The organism is Sphingomonas sp. RIT328 (assembly GCF_000632225.1).
In the GTDB taxonomy this organism is placed as follows: Bacteria; Pseudomonadota; Alphaproteobacteria; order Sphingomonadales; family Sphingomonadaceae; genus Sphingomonas; species Sphingomonas kyungheensis.
In genome coordinates this window covers 159,966-173,969 of record NZ_JFYV01000012.1, presented here as the reverse complement: position 1 = coordinate 173,969, position 14,004 = coordinate 159,966, and the positions used below count along the sequence as shown (strand labels likewise).

General features: G+C 68.5%; 17 protein-coding genes. 7 read left to right on the top strand and 10 right to left on the bottom strand.

Going from position 1 to position 14,004, the window contains the following annotated elements:
- Window positions 1-2: 2 nt before the first annotated feature.
- On the bottom strand, window positions 3-650 hold the full coding sequence (locus tag BW41_RS07230; RefSeq protein ID WP_037532957.1) for a trimeric intracellular cation channel family protein: 648 nt from the start codon (window positions 648-650) through the stop codon (window positions 3-5).
- 44 nt (window positions 651-694) lie between these two features.
- Window positions 695-1,312: a hypothetical protein gene (locus BW41_RS07225; protein ID WP_152542172.1), complete on the bottom strand. Its 618-nt coding sequence runs from the start codon at window positions 1,310-1,312 to the stop codon at window positions 695-697.
- A 143-nt stretch (window positions 1,313-1,455) separates the two neighbouring features.
- Between BW41_RS07225 and ychF the strand changes: the two genes are divergently transcribed.
- From ychF to BW41_RS07210, 3 genes are all read left to right on the top strand, one after another.
- Window positions 1,456-2,556 carry a redox-regulated ATPase YchF gene (gene ychF, locus BW41_RS07220; RefSeq protein ID WP_037532956.1) on the top strand — a complete coding sequence of 367 codons (1,101 nt, stop codon included), beginning with the start codon at window positions 1,456-1,458 and terminating at the stop codon, window positions 2,554-2,556.
- Between the two features lie 88 nt (window positions 2,557-2,644).
- The gene (locus tag BW41_RS07215; RefSeq protein WP_037532954.1) at window positions 2,645-3,967 is read left to right on the top strand and encodes an alkaline phosphatase family protein; all 1,323 of its coding nucleotides are present in this window, start codon (window positions 2,645-2,647) and stop codon (window positions 3,965-3,967) included.
- Window positions 3,968-3,971: 4 nt separating this feature from the next.
- Window positions 3,972-4,418, top strand: a complete 447-nt coding sequence (locus BW41_RS07210; RefSeq protein ID WP_037533277.1) for a MaoC family dehydratase — start codon at window positions 3,972-3,974, stop codon at window positions 4,416-4,418.
- A gap of 49 nt (window positions 4,419-4,467) precedes the next feature.
- Here BW41_RS07210 and BW41_RS07205 read toward each other — a convergent pair whose 3' ends face one another.
- From BW41_RS07205 to petA, 5 genes are all read right to left on the bottom strand, one after another.
- Window positions 4,468-5,133 carry a hypothetical protein gene (locus BW41_RS07205; RefSeq protein WP_037533275.1) on the bottom strand — a complete coding sequence of 222 codons (666 nt, stop codon included), beginning with the start codon at window positions 5,131-5,133 and terminating at the stop codon, window positions 4,468-4,470.
- Window positions 5,134-5,227: 94 nt separating this feature from the next.
- Window positions 5,228-5,758: an adenine phosphoribosyltransferase gene (locus BW41_RS07200; protein ID WP_037532952.1), complete on the bottom strand. Its 531-nt coding sequence runs from the start codon at window positions 5,756-5,758 to the stop codon at window positions 5,228-5,230.
- Window positions 5,759-5,843: 85 nt separating this feature from the next.
- Window positions 5,844-6,686: a cytochrome c1 gene (locus BW41_RS07195; RefSeq protein ID WP_037532950.1), complete on the bottom strand. Its 843-nt coding sequence runs from the start codon at window positions 6,684-6,686 to the stop codon at window positions 5,844-5,846.
- Window positions 6,687-6,712: 26 nt separating this feature from the next.
- Window positions 6,713-8,011 carry a cytochrome b gene (locus BW41_RS07190; protein ID WP_037532949.1) on the bottom strand — a complete coding sequence of 433 codons (1,299 nt, stop codon included), beginning with the start codon at window positions 8,009-8,011 and terminating at the stop codon, window positions 6,713-6,715.
- A gap of 14 nt (window positions 8,012-8,025) precedes the next feature.
- Window positions 8,026-8,592, bottom strand: a complete 567-nt coding sequence (gene petA / locus BW41_RS07185) for a ubiquinol-cytochrome c reductase iron-sulfur subunit (protein WP_081792972.1) — start codon at window positions 8,590-8,592, stop codon at window positions 8,026-8,028.
- A gap of 177 nt (window positions 8,593-8,769) precedes the next feature.
- Between petA and BW41_RS07180 the strand changes: the two genes are divergently transcribed.
- The gene (locus BW41_RS07180; RefSeq protein WP_037532946.1) at window positions 8,770-9,237 is read left to right on the top strand and encodes a tRNA (cytidine(34)-2'-O)-methyltransferase; all 468 of its coding nucleotides are present in this window, start codon (window positions 8,770-8,772) and stop codon (window positions 9,235-9,237) included.
- Between the two features lie 141 nt (window positions 9,238-9,378).
- Here BW41_RS07180 and BW41_RS07175 read toward each other — a convergent pair whose 3' ends face one another.
- Entirely contained in the window at window positions 9,379-10,104 is a 726-nt protein-coding gene (locus BW41_RS07175; RefSeq protein WP_051583319.1) for an AcvB/VirJ family lysyl-phosphatidylglycerol hydrolase, read from the bottom strand.
- A gap of 74 nt (window positions 10,105-10,178) precedes the next feature.
- On the opposite strand from BW41_RS07175, the gene hemF reads away from it, so the two are divergent.
- Both hemF and BW41_RS07165 read left to right on the top strand, forming a co-directional pair.
- On the top strand, window positions 10,179-11,021 hold the full coding sequence (gene hemF / locus BW41_RS07170; RefSeq protein WP_037532945.1) for an oxygen-dependent coproporphyrinogen oxidase: 843 nt from the start codon (window positions 10,179-10,181) through the stop codon (window positions 11,019-11,021).
- Window positions 11,012-11,596 (top strand): GNAT family N-acetyltransferase, encoded by a 585-nt coding sequence (locus tag BW41_RS07165; RefSeq protein ID WP_037532944.1) that lies wholly within the window; start codon window positions 11,012-11,014, stop codon window positions 11,594-11,596. The genes hemF and BW41_RS07165 overlap by 10 nt, the downstream gene beginning before the upstream one ends.
- 9 nt (window positions 11,597-11,605) lie before the next feature.
- Here BW41_RS07165 and BW41_RS07160 read toward each other — a convergent pair whose 3' ends face one another.
- Both BW41_RS07160 and BW41_RS07155 read right to left on the bottom strand, forming a co-directional pair.
- A complete protein-coding gene (locus BW41_RS07160; protein ID WP_037532942.1) occupies window positions 11,606-12,361 on the bottom strand; it encodes a hypothetical protein in 756 nt (251 codons plus the stop codon).
- Window positions 12,358-13,203, bottom strand: a complete 846-nt coding sequence (locus BW41_RS07155) for a glycerophosphoryl diester phosphodiesterase membrane domain-containing protein (protein ID WP_037532940.1) — start codon at window positions 13,201-13,203, stop codon at window positions 12,358-12,360. The genes BW41_RS07160 and BW41_RS07155 overlap by 4 nt, the downstream gene beginning before the upstream one ends.
- Window positions 13,204-13,315: 112 nt before the next feature.
- Here BW41_RS07155 and lipB point away from each other — a divergent pair, with 112 nt between their 5' ends.
- The gene (gene lipB, locus BW41_RS07150) at window positions 13,316-13,993 is read left to right on the top strand and encodes a lipoyl(octanoyl) transferase LipB (protein ID WP_037532938.1); all 678 of its coding nucleotides are present in this window, start codon (window positions 13,316-13,318) and stop codon (window positions 13,991-13,993) included.
- The last annotated feature ends 11 nt before the right edge of the window (window positions 13,994-14,004 follow it).

Below are 14,004 nucleotides of genomic sequence, written 5' to 3'. Positions count from 1 at the left end.
GCTCAACCGGCGGTGTCGCGGCCGGGATAGGCGGGCAGCGCAAGCCGGAAGCGAATCGCCACCGCGCGCAGCGTGAAGCCCGCCGCCGCCGCGATCACCGCCGCGGGCGCCGGCGCCACCCCGATCAGCCCGAGCGCGACGTACAGCGATGCGGCAAGGGCAGCGGCGGTGACGTAGAGTTCGGGCCGCATCAGGATCGACGGCTCGCCGGCCAGCACGTCGCGGATGATGCCGCCGACGCAGGCGGTCATCACCCCCATCAGCGCCGCGGGCACCGGCGGCACGCCATAGCCGACCGCCTTGGCCGCGCCATAGACCGCATAAGCGGCCAGCCCGACCGCATCGAACCAGGCGAGCGCGCCGTCCCGCCACCAGTGTTCCGGCGTCACCCACACCACCGCTGCCATCAGCAGGCAGACGGTCGCGGCGCGCGGATCGTGCACCCAGAACACCGGCGCGTCGATCAGCAGGTCGCGCACGGTGCCGCCGCCGACCCCGGTGATCAACGCGAAAAAGGCGAGCGTCACCGCGGTCTGCCCGCGCTTGGCGGCGGCGAGCGCGCCGGAGACGGCGAACACCGCCAGCCCCGCTACGTCGAACCATGGCGCGAAGGCGGGCAGCAAAAGGTCAGGATTGGGCAAGGGCAGCATGGTGTCCGCCTAATATAGGACGGTCGCCGCCGAAAGCGCCGCGCTCAGAAGCGGCGACCGATGACGAGCTGGACGACCGGATTGACCGGGTCACCGCCGTCGCGCTCACCGCGCAGCCGCCGCGTCGAATCGGTGGCGGTATTATAGGCGCGGCCGAGCATCGCCCCGGCCTCGACGCCGACGTGCAGATGGTCGCTGACCTCGTCGCTATAGCCCATCGTCAGCGCCGGCGTACGGCGCAGCGCGACTCGGCCGCTGGGGATATTGCTCTGCCGCGGCGCGCCGACCGGCCCGCGATTGCCCTGCTCGGCCAGTCTCGTGTCATAGATGCGCGTCCCCGCCGACATATGGAAACCGCTCGTATCCGAAGGATAGAGGTCAATCATCGATCCGCCGACGCGCTCGCGCATCTTCTCGCGTGGGCCGGCGGCGGTGGTGACGGTGGTGACGCGCAGCCGTAACCGGCTGCTGAGCCGCGTATCGCGTTCCACGCCGCTGCCGAGCGCAAGCGGGTGCAGTGGCGCGGTTTGCGCGGATGTCTGCTGCCCGATGCCCTGCGCCGCCGCGGGGAGCATCGCCCCCAGCGCCACTGCCGCGATCACCCCCATGATCCGCACCTTCGCTCCCCCTCCCGCCGCACGGGCGGTCTGTCCTTTCGCCACATGCTATCAGTTATTCACACCAGGTACAGGTTCAATTCGGTCCCTTGCCGGGAGCGGCGACACGCTGCCGCGGCGGCGTCTGGTCAAATCCGATCCCGGACGGTAAGGCGCGCGCTTTCCCCACCATCAGAATAGAGCGCATCATGGGTTTCCGCTGCGGCATCGTCGGCCTGCCCAACGTCGGCAAGTCCACCCTCTTCAATGCTTTGACCGAGACGGCGGCGGCGCAGGCAGCCAATTATCCGTTCTGCACGATCGAACCCAACGTCGGCAACGTCGCGGTGCCCGATCCGCGCCTCGACCAGCTGGCCGCGATCGCCGGATCGGCCAAGATCATCGAGACGCAGCTCGCCTTCGTCGACATCGCCGGGCTGGTGCGCGGCGCGTCCAAGGGCGAAGGGCTCGGCAACCAGTTCCTCGGCAACATTCGCGAAGTCGATGCGATCGTCCACGTGCTGCGCTGCTTCACCGACGGCGACGTCACCCACGTCGAGGGCAAGGTCGACCCGATCGCCGATGCCGAGACGGTCGAGACCGAGCTGATGCTCTCCGACCTCGAAAGCCTCGAGAAGCGCGTCCCCAACCTCGTCAAGAAGGGGCAGCAGGGCGACAAGGAGGCCAAGATCGGCGCGGCGGTGCTCGGTCAGGCGCTCGAGCTGCTGCGCGACGGCAAGCCGGCGCGGCTCACCCAGCCCAAGGACGCCGAGGAAGCGCGCGTCTTCGCCCAGGCGCAGCTGATCACCGCCAAGCCGGTGCTCTATGTCTGCAACGTCGACGAGGCCGATGCCGCCAACGGCAATGCCCTGTCCGCCAAGGTGTTCGACAAGGCCAAGGCGGAAGGGGCGGAGGCGGTCGTGGTCTCCGCCGCGATCGAGGCGGAGATCGCGACCATGCCGGTCGAGGATCGCGCCGAATTCCTTGCCGAGCTGGGTCTGCAGGAGACCGGCCTCGCCCGCGTCATCACCGCCGGTTACAAGCTGCTCGACCTACTCACCTTCTTTACCGTCGGCCCGAAGGAAGCGCGGGCGTGGACGGTGCATGCCGGCGCCAAGGCGCCGCAGGCGGCGGGGGAGATCCATACCGATTTCGAACGCGGCTTCATCCGCGCCGAGACGATCGCCTTCGCCGATTACATCGCCTGCAAGGGCGAGGCGGGTGCGCGAGATACCGGCAAGCTGCGCCAGGAAGGCAAGGACTATGTCGTCCACGACGGCGACGTGATGCTGTTCCGCTTCAACGTCTGAGGCTTGGAACGGGGTGCGCGCCGACTTGTGGCAGCACCCCTGCCCCGCGTAGAGGAGCGGCGCCCTCCACGTTCGGGATGATCCGCCTGTGAGACTGATTCCCACCGCGCTTGCCTTCGCCCTGTCGGCGCTCGCCGGCTGCGCCCTTCCCTATACGCCGCCGGCGCTGTCGCCGGTGACGCGGCCGGAACCGGCCGGCGCGACGGCCAGCCTGCCGCCGGCGCCGCTGCCGCGGATGCAGACCGCGCCGGTCACCATCCTCGTCTCGATCGACGGCTTCCGCCCCGACTATCTAACCCGCGGCGTCACGCCCAATCTGTCGGCGCTGGCGGCGAACGGGGTGAGCGCGGCGATGCGGCCCTCCTTCCCCTCGGTCACCTTCCCCAACCACTGGACGCTGGTGACGGGCAAGGTGCCCGATCATCACGGCATCGTCGGCAACCGGATGGAGGACCCCACCCGCCCCGGCGAGACCTTCACGATGGCGAGCGACGATCCCTTCTGGTGGAACGCCGCCGAGCCGATCTGGGTGACCGCCGAAAAGGCCGGCATCCGCACCGCGACGATGTTCTGGCCCGGCGCCAACGTCGGCTGGGGCGGGACGCTGCTGCCCAACAGCCACGGCACCGTCGCCAACGCGACGCGGCCCGAGGACTGGCAACAGTTCAACCAGGCGGTGAGCGGCGCGCAGCGCGTCGATGCGGTGATCGACTGGATGCGCCGACCCGCGACGATGCGCCCGCGCTTCGTCACGCTCTATTTCGATACGGTCGACAGCGCCGGCCATGCCAATGGCCCGCAGGCGGCGGCGACGACGCAGGCGGTCGCCGCGGTCGACGTCCAGATCGGCCGGCTGGTCGAGGGGCTGCGCGCCTTGCAACAGCCCGCCAATCTGGTGATCGTCGCCGATCACGGCATGGCGGCGACGGACAGCAGCCGGACGATCGCGCTCGATACGATCGCCGATCCCGCGGATTACCGCCTGCTGTCGGAAAGCGGCCCCTATGCGACGATCTACCCCGTCGCCGGGCATGAGGCGGCGCTCGAGGCGCGTCTGCTCACACCGCGGCCGCATATGCAATGCTGGCGCAAGGCTGAGGTGCCGGCGCGCTTCCGCTACGGCACCAACCTGCGCATCCCGCCCTATATCTGCCTGGCCGAGCCCGGCTGGCTGATCGTCAAGTCCGCCCCGACCGCCCCCTTCCATGGCGGGGCGCACGGCTATGACAATCGCGCCCCCGACATGGCGGCGCTGTTCATCGCCAACGGTCCCGCTTTCGTCGGCGGCAAGCGGTTGGCGAGTTTCGACAATACCGACGTCAATCCGCTGCTGCGCGATCTGCTCGGACTTCCGGCAGGCAGCGGCCTCGATGGCGACGACGCGCCCTTCCGCGCCGTGCTGCGGCGCTGACCGGATGCGCTATTTCGAGGACATCGCAGTCGGCGAGACCGCGCGCTTCGGCGATTATCCGGTCGAGCGCGACGAGGTGATCGCCTTTGCCGAGCGCTTCGATCCGCAGCCCTTCCATTTGTCCGACGAGGCGGCGGCACAGACGCATTTCGGCCGGCTAGCGGCGAGCGGCTGGCACACCTGCGCGATGACGATGGCGATGCTGGTCGGCCATCTCAAGGCGGACGAGCAGGCAGGGCTCGGTTCGCCGGGGATCGATGCCTTACGCTGGCTGGTGCCGGTCTATCCCGGCGACCGGTTGCGCTGCGAGACCGAAGTGATCGAGGCGCGACGCTCGACGAGCCGGCCCGAGATGGGGATCGTCAAGAGCCGGATGACGGTGTTCAATCAGGACGATGTCGCGGTGATGACCTTCGTGTCCAACGGACTGATCGCGACCCGTCACCCATAGGCTTATGGTGGCGCTGCGCCGGCAACGCCACCGCGCCGCGCAGCGCGGCTCAGCGCCGTCCGCGCCCGCCGCCGTGGAACCCGCCGCCACGCGGCCCGCCCATGCGGGCGCCGCCTCCGCCGCGATAGCCGCCCCAGGTGCGTGGCTGCCCGGTTCCGGCGGGCGCGACCGCCTGCGGCGTCGCCTGTGGCACAGCCCCCGGCGTACCGGAGAAATTCTGGCGACCACGCCAGCCGCCACGATCGCCGCGCACCCCGTCCCCGCGCACCCCGGGACCACGGTCGCCGCGGACACCCGGGCCGCGATCGCCACGGAAGCCAGGACCGCGATCGCCGCCGAACCCATTCGGACGACTGCGGTCGAAGCCGTTCCAGTCGTTGCGGAAATTGCGATCGCCTCGCCAGCCGTTGCGGCGCTGCTCCCAATAGCGGCGCTGGCTGTCGTTCCAGCGATACGGCCGGCGATACTGATCGTAGACGTAGATGCCGGTGCCGGGATAATAATAATCGCCGTACCAGCCGAAATAGCTCGGATAGCCGCCATAGCCGTAGCCATAGCCCGGCGCATAACAGTAGCCGCCATAACCGCCGTCATAGTAACCGCCGCCGCCATAGCCGACCGCGACGCCGCTATAACCGTAACCATCGGTACAGGCGGAGGTGGCGAGCCCGGCGCCGAACAACAGGCCCACCAGGGCAAGACGCTTGAGCAACATGATGCTCTCCCAAAAGACGGGCGCGAGCTTCAGGCCGATACGCGCCAACTCGTCGCTCAACGAGGGCGTGTTATCGCAGGTTCCGGCTGAACCGTTAATGACCGGCGAAGCTAAGTAGCGAATCTACCTGTATCTTTTCGGCACGCAGGGCATCGGCGCCGCCCAGCTCGGGCAGGTCGATGACGAACTGCGCCTGACGCAGTTCGGCGCCCGCCTTGCGCAGCAGCCGCACCGCGGCGCGCGCGGTGCCGCCGGTGGCGATCAGATCGTCGACGAGCAGCACGCGCTGTCCGGGCACCAGCGCATCCTCATGCATCACGATCCGGTCCTCGCCATATTCGAGCGCGTAATCCTCGGCGATCGTCGCGCCGGGCAGCTTGCCGTCCTTGCGGAGCAGCAGCACGCCGGCGTTGAGCGGTGCCGCCAGCGCCGCGGCGAAGATGAAGCCGCGCGCCTCGATCCCGGCGATCAGGTCGACCGGCCCGAGCGTCGCCGCCGCCATCCGCGCGATCGTCTGCGCGAAGCCGCCGGCATCGAGCAGCAGCGTGGTGATGTCGCGGAACTGGATGCCGGGCTTGGGAAAGTCCGGGATGGTGCGGATCAGCGCCTTGAGATCGTCGTTCATCGCCGAGCGATTGCCGCTCCCACCCGGCGGGGTCAATGCGCTTGTCGACGGGACCGGTCGCCCCCTGCGCACCGGTCCCGCCCGATCAATGTTTCACGTCGCGCCAGACGTTCTGATACGCGCCCCAGGCGAGGAAGCAGAAGATCAGCAGGAAGATGCCGGCGGCGAGCCCGGCGGCGTGACGCGCGTTGAGGTTCGGCTCGGCGGTCCAGGTCAGGAAGGCGGCAACGTCGCGCGCCATCTGGTCCTTGGTCGCCTTGGTACCGTCCGAATAGGTCACCTGCCCGTCCGAGGTCAGCGGCGGCGGCATGGCGATGTTGAGGTTGGCGAAATAGGGATTGTAATGGAGGCCCTGCGGCGTCTTGGCGCCGGGGAATTCCTTGAGAAGCGCCGCCGGCTGCGGGCGATAGCCGGTGATCAGTGCGTGGATGTAATTGGGGCCGTCCTCGCGCGCCTTGGTCATCAGCGACAGGTCGGGCGGCAGCGCATTGTTGTTGGCGGCGCGGGCGGCGACCTCATTGGCGAAGGGCGACGGGAAATGATCAGACGGCACGTTCTTGCGCGTCGCCGCCTCGCCCGTCTCCGGATTGATCGACGGCTGTTCGATCACCCACTGGTTGGCGATCGCCTTCACCTCGGGATCGGTATAGCCGATCTTGGTCAGGTCGCGGAAGGCGACGTACTTCAGGCTGTGGCAGGCCGAGCAGACCTCCTTGTAGACCTGAAAACCGCGCTGCAGCTGGCGATTGTCGAACTTCCCGAAAAAGCCGTTCGACGGCAGGTGGATATTCTCCGGACGGAGGTGGAAGACGTGTTCGGCGGACTCCGCGGCCGGATCCTGGATCGCGGTCTTGGCGGTGCCGAACAGCGCGATCGCCAGCACGAAGACGAAGGCGGCACCGATCAGCGAGGCAATGATGCGAGGCATGATGTTCTGTTGTCCCCCAGGTCGGTTCAGGCGTGCGCCGCGGTTGCGACCGCTGACTTCGCCGGGCTGGTGCCGCCATGTTTCGCAAGCACGGCTTCGGTGATCGAATTGGGCAGCGGGCGCGGCCGTTCCGAACGGGCGACCCACGGCAGGATGATCAGGAAGTGCGCGAAATAATAGGCCGAGGCGAGCTGGCCGAGGATGACGTTGCGCGCATTCGCCTCCGCCCCGCCGACATAGCCGAGCACGAGCACGTCGAACAGCAGGATGCCGAGGAACATGCGGTATTTCGGCCGGAAGTTGGCCGAGCGCACCGGCGAGCTGTCGAGCCACGGCAGGAAGAACAGCAGCAGGATCGAACCGAACATCGCGAGCACGCCCCACAGCTTCGCCGGCAGGATGAAGTCGGCGGTGAAGCTCTTGAGGATCGCGTAGAACGGCAGGAAATACCATTCGGGGACGATATGCGCCGGCGTCGAGAGCGGGTTCGCCTCGATGTAATTGTCCGGGTGGCCGAGCAGGTTCGGGCTGAAGAAGATCAGCGCCGCGAACACCAGCAGGAACACGCCGAGGCCAACCGCATCCTTGGCGGTGTAATAGGGGTGGAAGGGCACGGTATCCTGCTCGCCCTTGACCTCGACCCCGGTCGGGTTGTTCGAGCCCGGGATGTGCAGCGCCCAGATGTGCAGGATGATGACGCCCGCGGTGACGAACGGCAGCAGGTAATGGAGCGAGAAGAAGCGGTTGAGCGCGGCGTTATCCGGCGCGAAGCCGCCGAGCAGCCAGATGCGGATGGTATCGCCGACGAGCGGTATCGCCGAGAAGAAGCCGGTGATGACCTGCGCCCCCCAGAAGCTCATCTGACCCCAGGGCAGCACATAGCCCATGAAGGCGGTTGCCATCATCAGCAGGAAGATGACGACGCCGAGCAGCCACACCATCTCGCGCGGCGCCTTGTACGAGCCGTAATAAAGGCCGCGACCGATATGGATGTAGACGACGAGCAGGAACATCGACGCGCCGTTGGCGTGCGCATAGCGCAGGAACCAGCCGGCGTTGACGTCGCGCATGATGCTCTCGACCGAACCGAAGGCGACCCCGGCATTGGCGGCATAATGCATCGCCAGCACGACGCCGGTGATGATCTGGATCGCCAGCGCGGCGCCGGCGAGCACGCCGAAATTCCAGAAGTAATTGAGGTTGCGCGGCACCGGATAGCCCGCGCCGACGGCATTGTAGACGAGGCGCGGCAGCGGCAGCTTCTCGTCCAGCCAGCGCATCAGCGGCTGCTTCGGTTCGTAATGTTTGGCCCAGGGAAAGCTCATGATCCGGATCTCCCTCAGCCGACCGTGACGGCGGTGTCGGAATTGAACGTATAGTCGGGGACGAAGAGGTTCTTCGGCGCCGGTCCCTGGCGGATGCGCGCCGCGGTGTCATAGGCAGAGCCGTGACACGGGCAGAAATAGCCGCCGAACGGCCCCTTGTTCTCGCCCTCGCCCGCACCGAGCGGCACGCAGCCGAGATGGGTGCACACGCCGAGCGTGATCAGCCAGTTTTCCTTGCCGGGCTTGGTCCGTTCGGCGAGCGTCTGCGGATCGCGCAGGCTGGCGACGTCGACCTTGTTCGCCTCGGCGATCTCGGCGGGGGTGAGATTGCGGACGAACAGCGGCTGTTTGCGGAATTGCGACTTGATCGCCTGTCCCGGCGCGATCTTCGACAGATCGACCTCGGTGGTCGACTGGGCGAGCACGTCGGCCGAGGGGTTCATCTGGTTGATCAGTGGCAGCACGATCGCCAGCGCACCGACTCCGGCGAAGGACACGGCGGCGATATTGATGAAATCGCGACGGCGGGGATCGTGGACTTCCTCGTGGAACGGTTCCGGTGATTCACCGGGTGGTACCATGCTGTCAGTCGCCATTCGTCTCTGCCCTCGTCTCTCTCGTTATTGCGGAGGAACCGGTCATGCCGCGCCACCGAACCCCGCCGTCCCCACGGCGAGCCACAGGACTGATAGACGGCGGGCCGGCGCTTTGCCAACAGCATTTTGACCTCGGTGGGCGCGCCGCTAAGGAAGCCGGCCATGACCCCGCCGCTCCGCATCGCCCTCTATCAGCCCGACATCGCCGGCAACGTCGGCGCGGTGATGCGCACCTGCGCCTGTTTCGGCATCGGCCTCGATTTGATCGAACCGATGGGCTTCCAATGGGATGACAAGCGCGTCGCGCGCGCGGCGATGGACTATATCGATCACGTCGCGATCACCCGCCATGCCGACTGGAGCGCGTTCCTCGCCGCCTTGCGCGGGCGGCTGGTGCTGTCGACGACGCGGGGCGCGACTGCCCTGCCCGCCTTTGCCTTCGCGCCAGGCGACGTGCTGCTGTTCGGCCGCGAAAGCGCCGGCGTCCCCGATGAGGTGCACGCCCGCGCCGACGCGCGCGTCGTCATCCCGATGGCGCCGCCGCTGCGCTCGCTCAACCTGTCGGTCTCCGCCGGGATCGTCGCGGCGGAGGCGTTGCGGCAATTGGGCGGGTTCCCCCAAAATGTGTAGAGCGCGATAAAACGCGAAGACGCCAAGAGGATGCGGGCATTGCGGGCCCGTACGGCAGACGCGGCCCGCTCTTGCCCTGCGGGATCCGAAGGGCTGCGCCGGCCTGGACGATGTTCGCGCGTGCACGCCTTTGGGTGAGCATCATCCGCCGACCGCTCGCACCGCCGCGAGCACATGGGCGAGCAACGCGGCTTCGTCATGGTGGATGTTATGGCCGCCGGGCATGCCGATGACATGCGCGCCGGGCACGCGCAGCAGCGGGCAGAGGCTGTCGTCTTCCTCGACGCCATAGATGCAGGTGAGCGGCGCCCAGGTCAGCGTGTCGGCGGTGGCGACGGCGCGGCTGTCGGGATGGTCGCCATAGGACCAGCCCGTCGGGTCGGCGCGGAAATAGACCGAATCGCCGGGCAGGACGAGGATGATCGCCGCGACCTTCGCGCGCAGGTCGGCGGGAAGGTGCGCCAGCCCGGTCTGGACGATATCGGCGCCATAGGACTGTCCCATCACCACGACGCGCGACGCGCCGGTGCGCGCGAGCGCGGTGCGGATCGTTCCGGCGACGATGCGGTCGACATCGGCGGCGCTGCGGTGCCGGCGGAACAGCACCGGCGTCGCGATGCCGACCACCGGGATATGCGCCGCGGTCAGCCCGTGCGAGGTCGAGGCGCCGAGCAGGAAGCGCAGCCCCATATCGCCCGAAACGTTGACCACCGCCACCCGCGCCGCCGCGGGCGGTCGTGCGGCATAGACATGGACCGGGTCGACGTCGAAATAGCCCGCCGCCCAGACGAACGCGCAGACGAAGGCGGAACTGACCGCGGTGACGCGCAGCCCGCGCAGCAGCGATTGGCGGGTGACGCGACTCATCACCGCCGCTTGCCAGCCCGGCGCGCGGATGACCAGCGCTCGACTTCCGACGAGGCTCTTGCCACAAGCCCGCCATGCTGACCCTCGACGCCGAACAGACCGCCGCCCGCACCTGGTTCGAATCACTGCGCACGCGCATCTGCACCGAATTCGAGGCGATCGAGCGCGAGGCCGGGTCCGACGCGCGATTCGACTACCTCCCCTGGGACCGCACCGACCCCTCGGGTGCGCCGGGCGGCGGCGGGGTGCGCGGGCTTATGAAGGGCAAGGTGTTCGAGAAGGTCGGCGTCAACGTCTCCACCGTCGGCGGGCTGCTCGACGGCGAGTTCGGCAAGTCGATCCACGGTGCCGGCGACGATCCGCGCTTCTTCGCCACCGGGATCAGCCTCGTCGCGCATATGGCCAATCCGCGCGTGCCCGCCGTGCATATGAACACCCGCTTCCTCGTCACAACCAAACGCTGGTTCGGCGGCGGCGCCGATCTCAACCCGCCGCTGCCGGTCGTCGAGGACACCGCCGATTTCCACGCGACGCTCAAGGCGGCCTGCGATGCCTTCGACCCGGCGTATCACCCCCGCTTCAAGGCGTGGGCGGACGATTATTTCTACATCCCGCATCGCAAGGTGCATCGCGGCGTCGGCGGCATCTTCTACGATCATCTCGAAGGCGACTTCGCGCCGAACTTCGCCTTCACCCGCGCGGTCGGCGAGGCGTTCCTCGACACCTATCCGCGCATCGTCCGGCGGCGGATGAACGATCCGTTCGACGCCGCCGATCTGGCGACGCAGCGGGCGTGGCGCGGGCGCTATGCGGAATTCAACCTCGTCTACGATCGCGGCACGTTGTTCGGGCTCAAGACCGGCGGCAATATCGATGCGATCCTGATGAGCCTGCCGCCGGTCGCGACATGGGATTGATCGCGGTCGCCCCCGACCAGCTGGCGACGATCGTCACCACGCTGGAGATGACGCGGCGGCCGCCGTTGCGCCCGCTGCCCGCCTCTCCGCTGCGGCTGGTGCGCTGGGCCGAGCCGCAGCCAGACCGCTATCGCACGCTGTTCCGCCGTGTCGGGGGCCCGTGGCTATGGTATTCGCGGCTGGCGATGGACGATGCGACGCTTACCGCGATCATCCATGATCCGCAGGTGCAGGTCCATGCGGTCGTCGACCGCGCCGGGATCGAGATCGGCCTGCTCGAGCTCGACTTCCGCCACGCCGGCGCCTGTGAGCTCTCCTATTTCGGGCTGGTGCCCGAGCTTGCCGGCCAGGGCCATGGCCGCTGGCTGATGGCGGAGGCGATCGCGCGCGCCTGGCTGCCCGGCGTGACACGCCTGTGGGTGCATACCTGCACGCTCGATCACCCGTCGGCGCTCAATTTCTATCGCGCGCAGGGGTTCACCGCGGTCAAGCGGACGATCGAGACCTTCGCCGATCCGCGGGCGATCGGCCTGCTGCCGGTCGAGGCCGGCGCGCACGTACCGTATCTGGCCTAGTCGCCGCGCCTAGGACGGAGTTTGGGCGCGGACGATGCGCCGATAGGCCGCCACCGCGAGCAGACCGCCGGCGAGCTGGGTGCAGGTCGCCACTCCCGCGGCACAGGCTTCGGCGAGCGCGACGCCGAGGGGATTACCGCCGCCGTCGCCGCGCAGATAGTGCGACAGCAGCATGAACGGCTGGCCGGCAAGGATCGCGGCGAGATAGACGGTGACCACCGCGCCGAGCAGGCCCAGCTGGCCGCGGCGGGTACGCCGCCACGACCCGCCGACCGCCTGCATCGCGCCGAGCTGCGGCTCGGCGAACAGCATCGGCCCGGCGAGCATGAAGCGGCTCATCAGCCACAGGCCGGGCAGCAGCAGCACGTACATCCCCGCCCCCGCCGGAATCGACACCACCACCATCGCGAGAATGAAGCGCGGGAACCGCCGCGCCGCGCGTTGCAGCGCCGTGGCGAGAGTCGGCCGCTCCGCATCGAGCAGCAGGCAGAAGATCACCGCCAGCCCGAGATAGGTGATGGCATAGGCGCCGACCGAGCCGAGCCCGTAATCGCCGACCCAGCCGTCGAGCGCGGTCATCCACGCCTGCGCACGCGCCTGCGTGTCGACGATCGTCTCGTCCGGGGTGGGCAGCGGAGCGGTGAGCAGCAGCAGCGCATAGGTCGGCACGAAGAAGAACAGGCCGGCGATGCGCAGCAACAGATCGGCGTCGCGCCGGAAGATCGCCCAGGCATCGCTCAGCAGGGCGGCAAGGGTCAGTCTCATACGTCGGTCCAGGTCCGTGCGGCCTTGTCGCGCAACAGCTGTTCACGGGCGACCAGCGCGACGTAAAGCTGCGCCGAAAAGACGATCGCCATCAAGGTCAGGGCGGTGGACACCCCCTGCGCGATGCTCGCCGACAGGAAGCCGACCGTCGCCGCCGAATCGGCGCCGAGCGCCAGCCGCAGGACAAGCCCGCTGACCGACTGCGCCGCCATCGTCGCGACGAGCAGCACGATCAGGAACAGCAGCACCGCGCCGATCAGTCGCCACGTATGCCGCCGCGTCAGCCGCCAGCTGCGCGCGATCGCGCCCAACCCGAGCCGTTCGTGCAGGACGACCGCATAGAGCGGCAGGAACCGCACCGCGACGAACAGCACCACGATCAGCATGACCACGGTGTACAGCCCGCCCGCCCCCGCCGCGCCCGGCGACGACACCACCGGCGTCGCCCGATCCCCCAGATGGGTCACGTCGATCCCGGCATAGGAGAACAGGAGGGCCGCCGGCAGGAACAGCAACGAGAAAGCGAGCGCCAGTACGAGCGCGACGAGCAGCGCCGGGCCGAACCGCACGCGCGCCAGCCGCCCCGCGGCGGGCCGGTCGAGGGCGGGATCGGAGGCGGCGGCGGTGATGACCAATTGTCCCCACAACGCCGCGACGGTCACCAGGATCTGTATCACCACGGCGATCACGACCTTGGCGGTGCTTGGCGCGGCATAGGCCGTGTAGGCGGCGGCGATCACCTGCGGCACGAACAGCGTCAGCGCCGCGACGCCGGCGAGCATGCCGCCGCGCCCGTCGAGCACCGCGACGCTGCGGTCCCACACATTGCCCATCTTGACCATCGGCACCCCCTTATGACGGCGTTTGCGACCGGTTACCGCAGCCGCGCCGACTTGGCCACTCGCCAACGCGTGGAACTTGCCAGCGCCGGGCGACCGGTTCACAGCGCCGGCGATGGACGATCTCGACGGCATCGAATGGCGCGTGGCGCCGGGGCTCACGCCCTATGACGAAGCCCTCGCCGCGATGCAGGCCCGCAGCGAGGCGGTGCAGGCGGGCGAGGCGCGCGAGCTGATCTGGCTGCTCGAACATCCGCCGATCTACACCGCCGGCACCAGCGCGGTCGCCAGCGATCTGATCGACCCGCGCTTCCCGGTGGTGGCGACCGGGCGCGGCGGCAAATATACCTATCACGGTCCCGGCCAGCGGATCGTCTATCTGGTGCTCGACCTCAACCGGCGCGGGCGCGACGTGCGCTGTTTCGTCCATGCGGTCGAGGGCTGGGTGATCGCGGCATTGGGACAGCTCGGCGTCGCCGCGTTCCGCGCAGAGGGACGCGTCGGCATCTGGACGCGGGACGGCGGCAGCGAGGCGAAGATCGGCGCGATCGGCGTGCGCGTCCGCCGGTGGATCACGATGCATGGCCTGGCGGTCAACGTATCGCCCGATCTCAGCCACTTCGGCGGGATCGTCCCGTGCGGCCTGCCCGAATATCCGGTGACCAGCCTCGCCGCGCTCGGCCGCGATGCGGGGCTGGAAACCTTCGACGCAGCCCTTGCGTTGAGCGCTCCGGCGTTCCTCAAGTCCCTCTCTTGTCCGACAGAAACGAGCGGGAAAGAAAACGAGGCTTGAGGGCCGGGCAT

Excerpts from the sequence above, each read along its gene's own strand:
- BW41_RS07165 (WP_037532944.1), top strand. The coding sequence starts at position 11,012 with ATGGGATTGATCGCGGTCGCCCCCGACCAGCTGGCGACGATCGTCACC.
- petA (WP_081792972.1), bottom strand. The coding sequence starts at position 8,592 with ATGGTACCACCCGGTGAATCACCGGAACCGTTCCACGAGGAAGTCCAC.
- BW41_RS07175 (WP_051583319.1), bottom strand. The coding sequence starts at position 10,104 with ATGAGTCGCGTCACCCGCCAATCGCTGCTGCGCGGGCTGCGCGTCACC.
- lipB (WP_037532938.1), top strand. The coding sequence starts at position 13,316 with ATGGACGATCTCGACGGCATCGAATGGCGCGTGGCGCCGGGGCTCACG.
- ychF (WP_037532956.1), top strand. The coding sequence starts at position 1,456 with ATGGGTTTCCGCTGCGGCATCGTCGGCCTGCCCAACGTCGGCAAGTCC.
- BW41_RS07210 (WP_037533277.1), top strand. The coding sequence starts at position 3,972 with ATGCGCTATTTCGAGGACATCGCAGTCGGCGAGACCGCGCGCTTCGGC.
- BW41_RS07180 (WP_037532946.1), top strand. The coding sequence starts at position 8,770 with ATGACCCCGCCGCTCCGCATCGCCCTCTATCAGCCCGACATCGCCGGC.
- BW41_RS07190 (WP_037532949.1), bottom strand. The coding sequence starts at position 8,011 with ATGAGCTTTCCCTGGGCCAAACATTACGAACCGAAGCAGCCGCTGATG.
- BW41_RS07160 (WP_037532942.1), bottom strand. The coding sequence starts at position 12,361 with ATGAGACTGACCCTTGCCGCCCTGCTGAGCGATGCCTGGGCGATCTTC.
- BW41_RS07205 (WP_037533275.1), bottom strand. The coding sequence starts at position 5,133 with ATGTTGCTCAAGCGTCTTGCCCTGGTGGGCCTGTTGTTCGGCGCCGGG.
- BW41_RS07200 (WP_037532952.1), bottom strand. The coding sequence starts at position 5,758 with ATGAACGACGATCTCAAGGCGCTGATCCGCACCATCCCGGACTTTCCC.
- BW41_RS07195 (WP_037532950.1), bottom strand. The coding sequence starts at position 6,686 with ATGCCTCGCATCATTGCCTCGCTGATCGGTGCCGCCTTCGTCTTCGTG.
- hemF (WP_037532945.1), top strand. The coding sequence starts at position 10,179 with ATGCTGACCCTCGACGCCGAACAGACCGCCGCCCGCACCTGGTTCGAA.
- BW41_RS07230 (WP_037532957.1), bottom strand. The coding sequence starts at position 650 with ATGCTGCCCTTGCCCAATCCTGACCTTTTGCTGCCCGCCTTCGCGCCA.
- BW41_RS07155 (WP_037532940.1), bottom strand. The coding sequence starts at position 13,203 with ATGGTCAAGATGGGCAATGTGTGGGACCGCAGCGTCGCGGTGCTCGAC.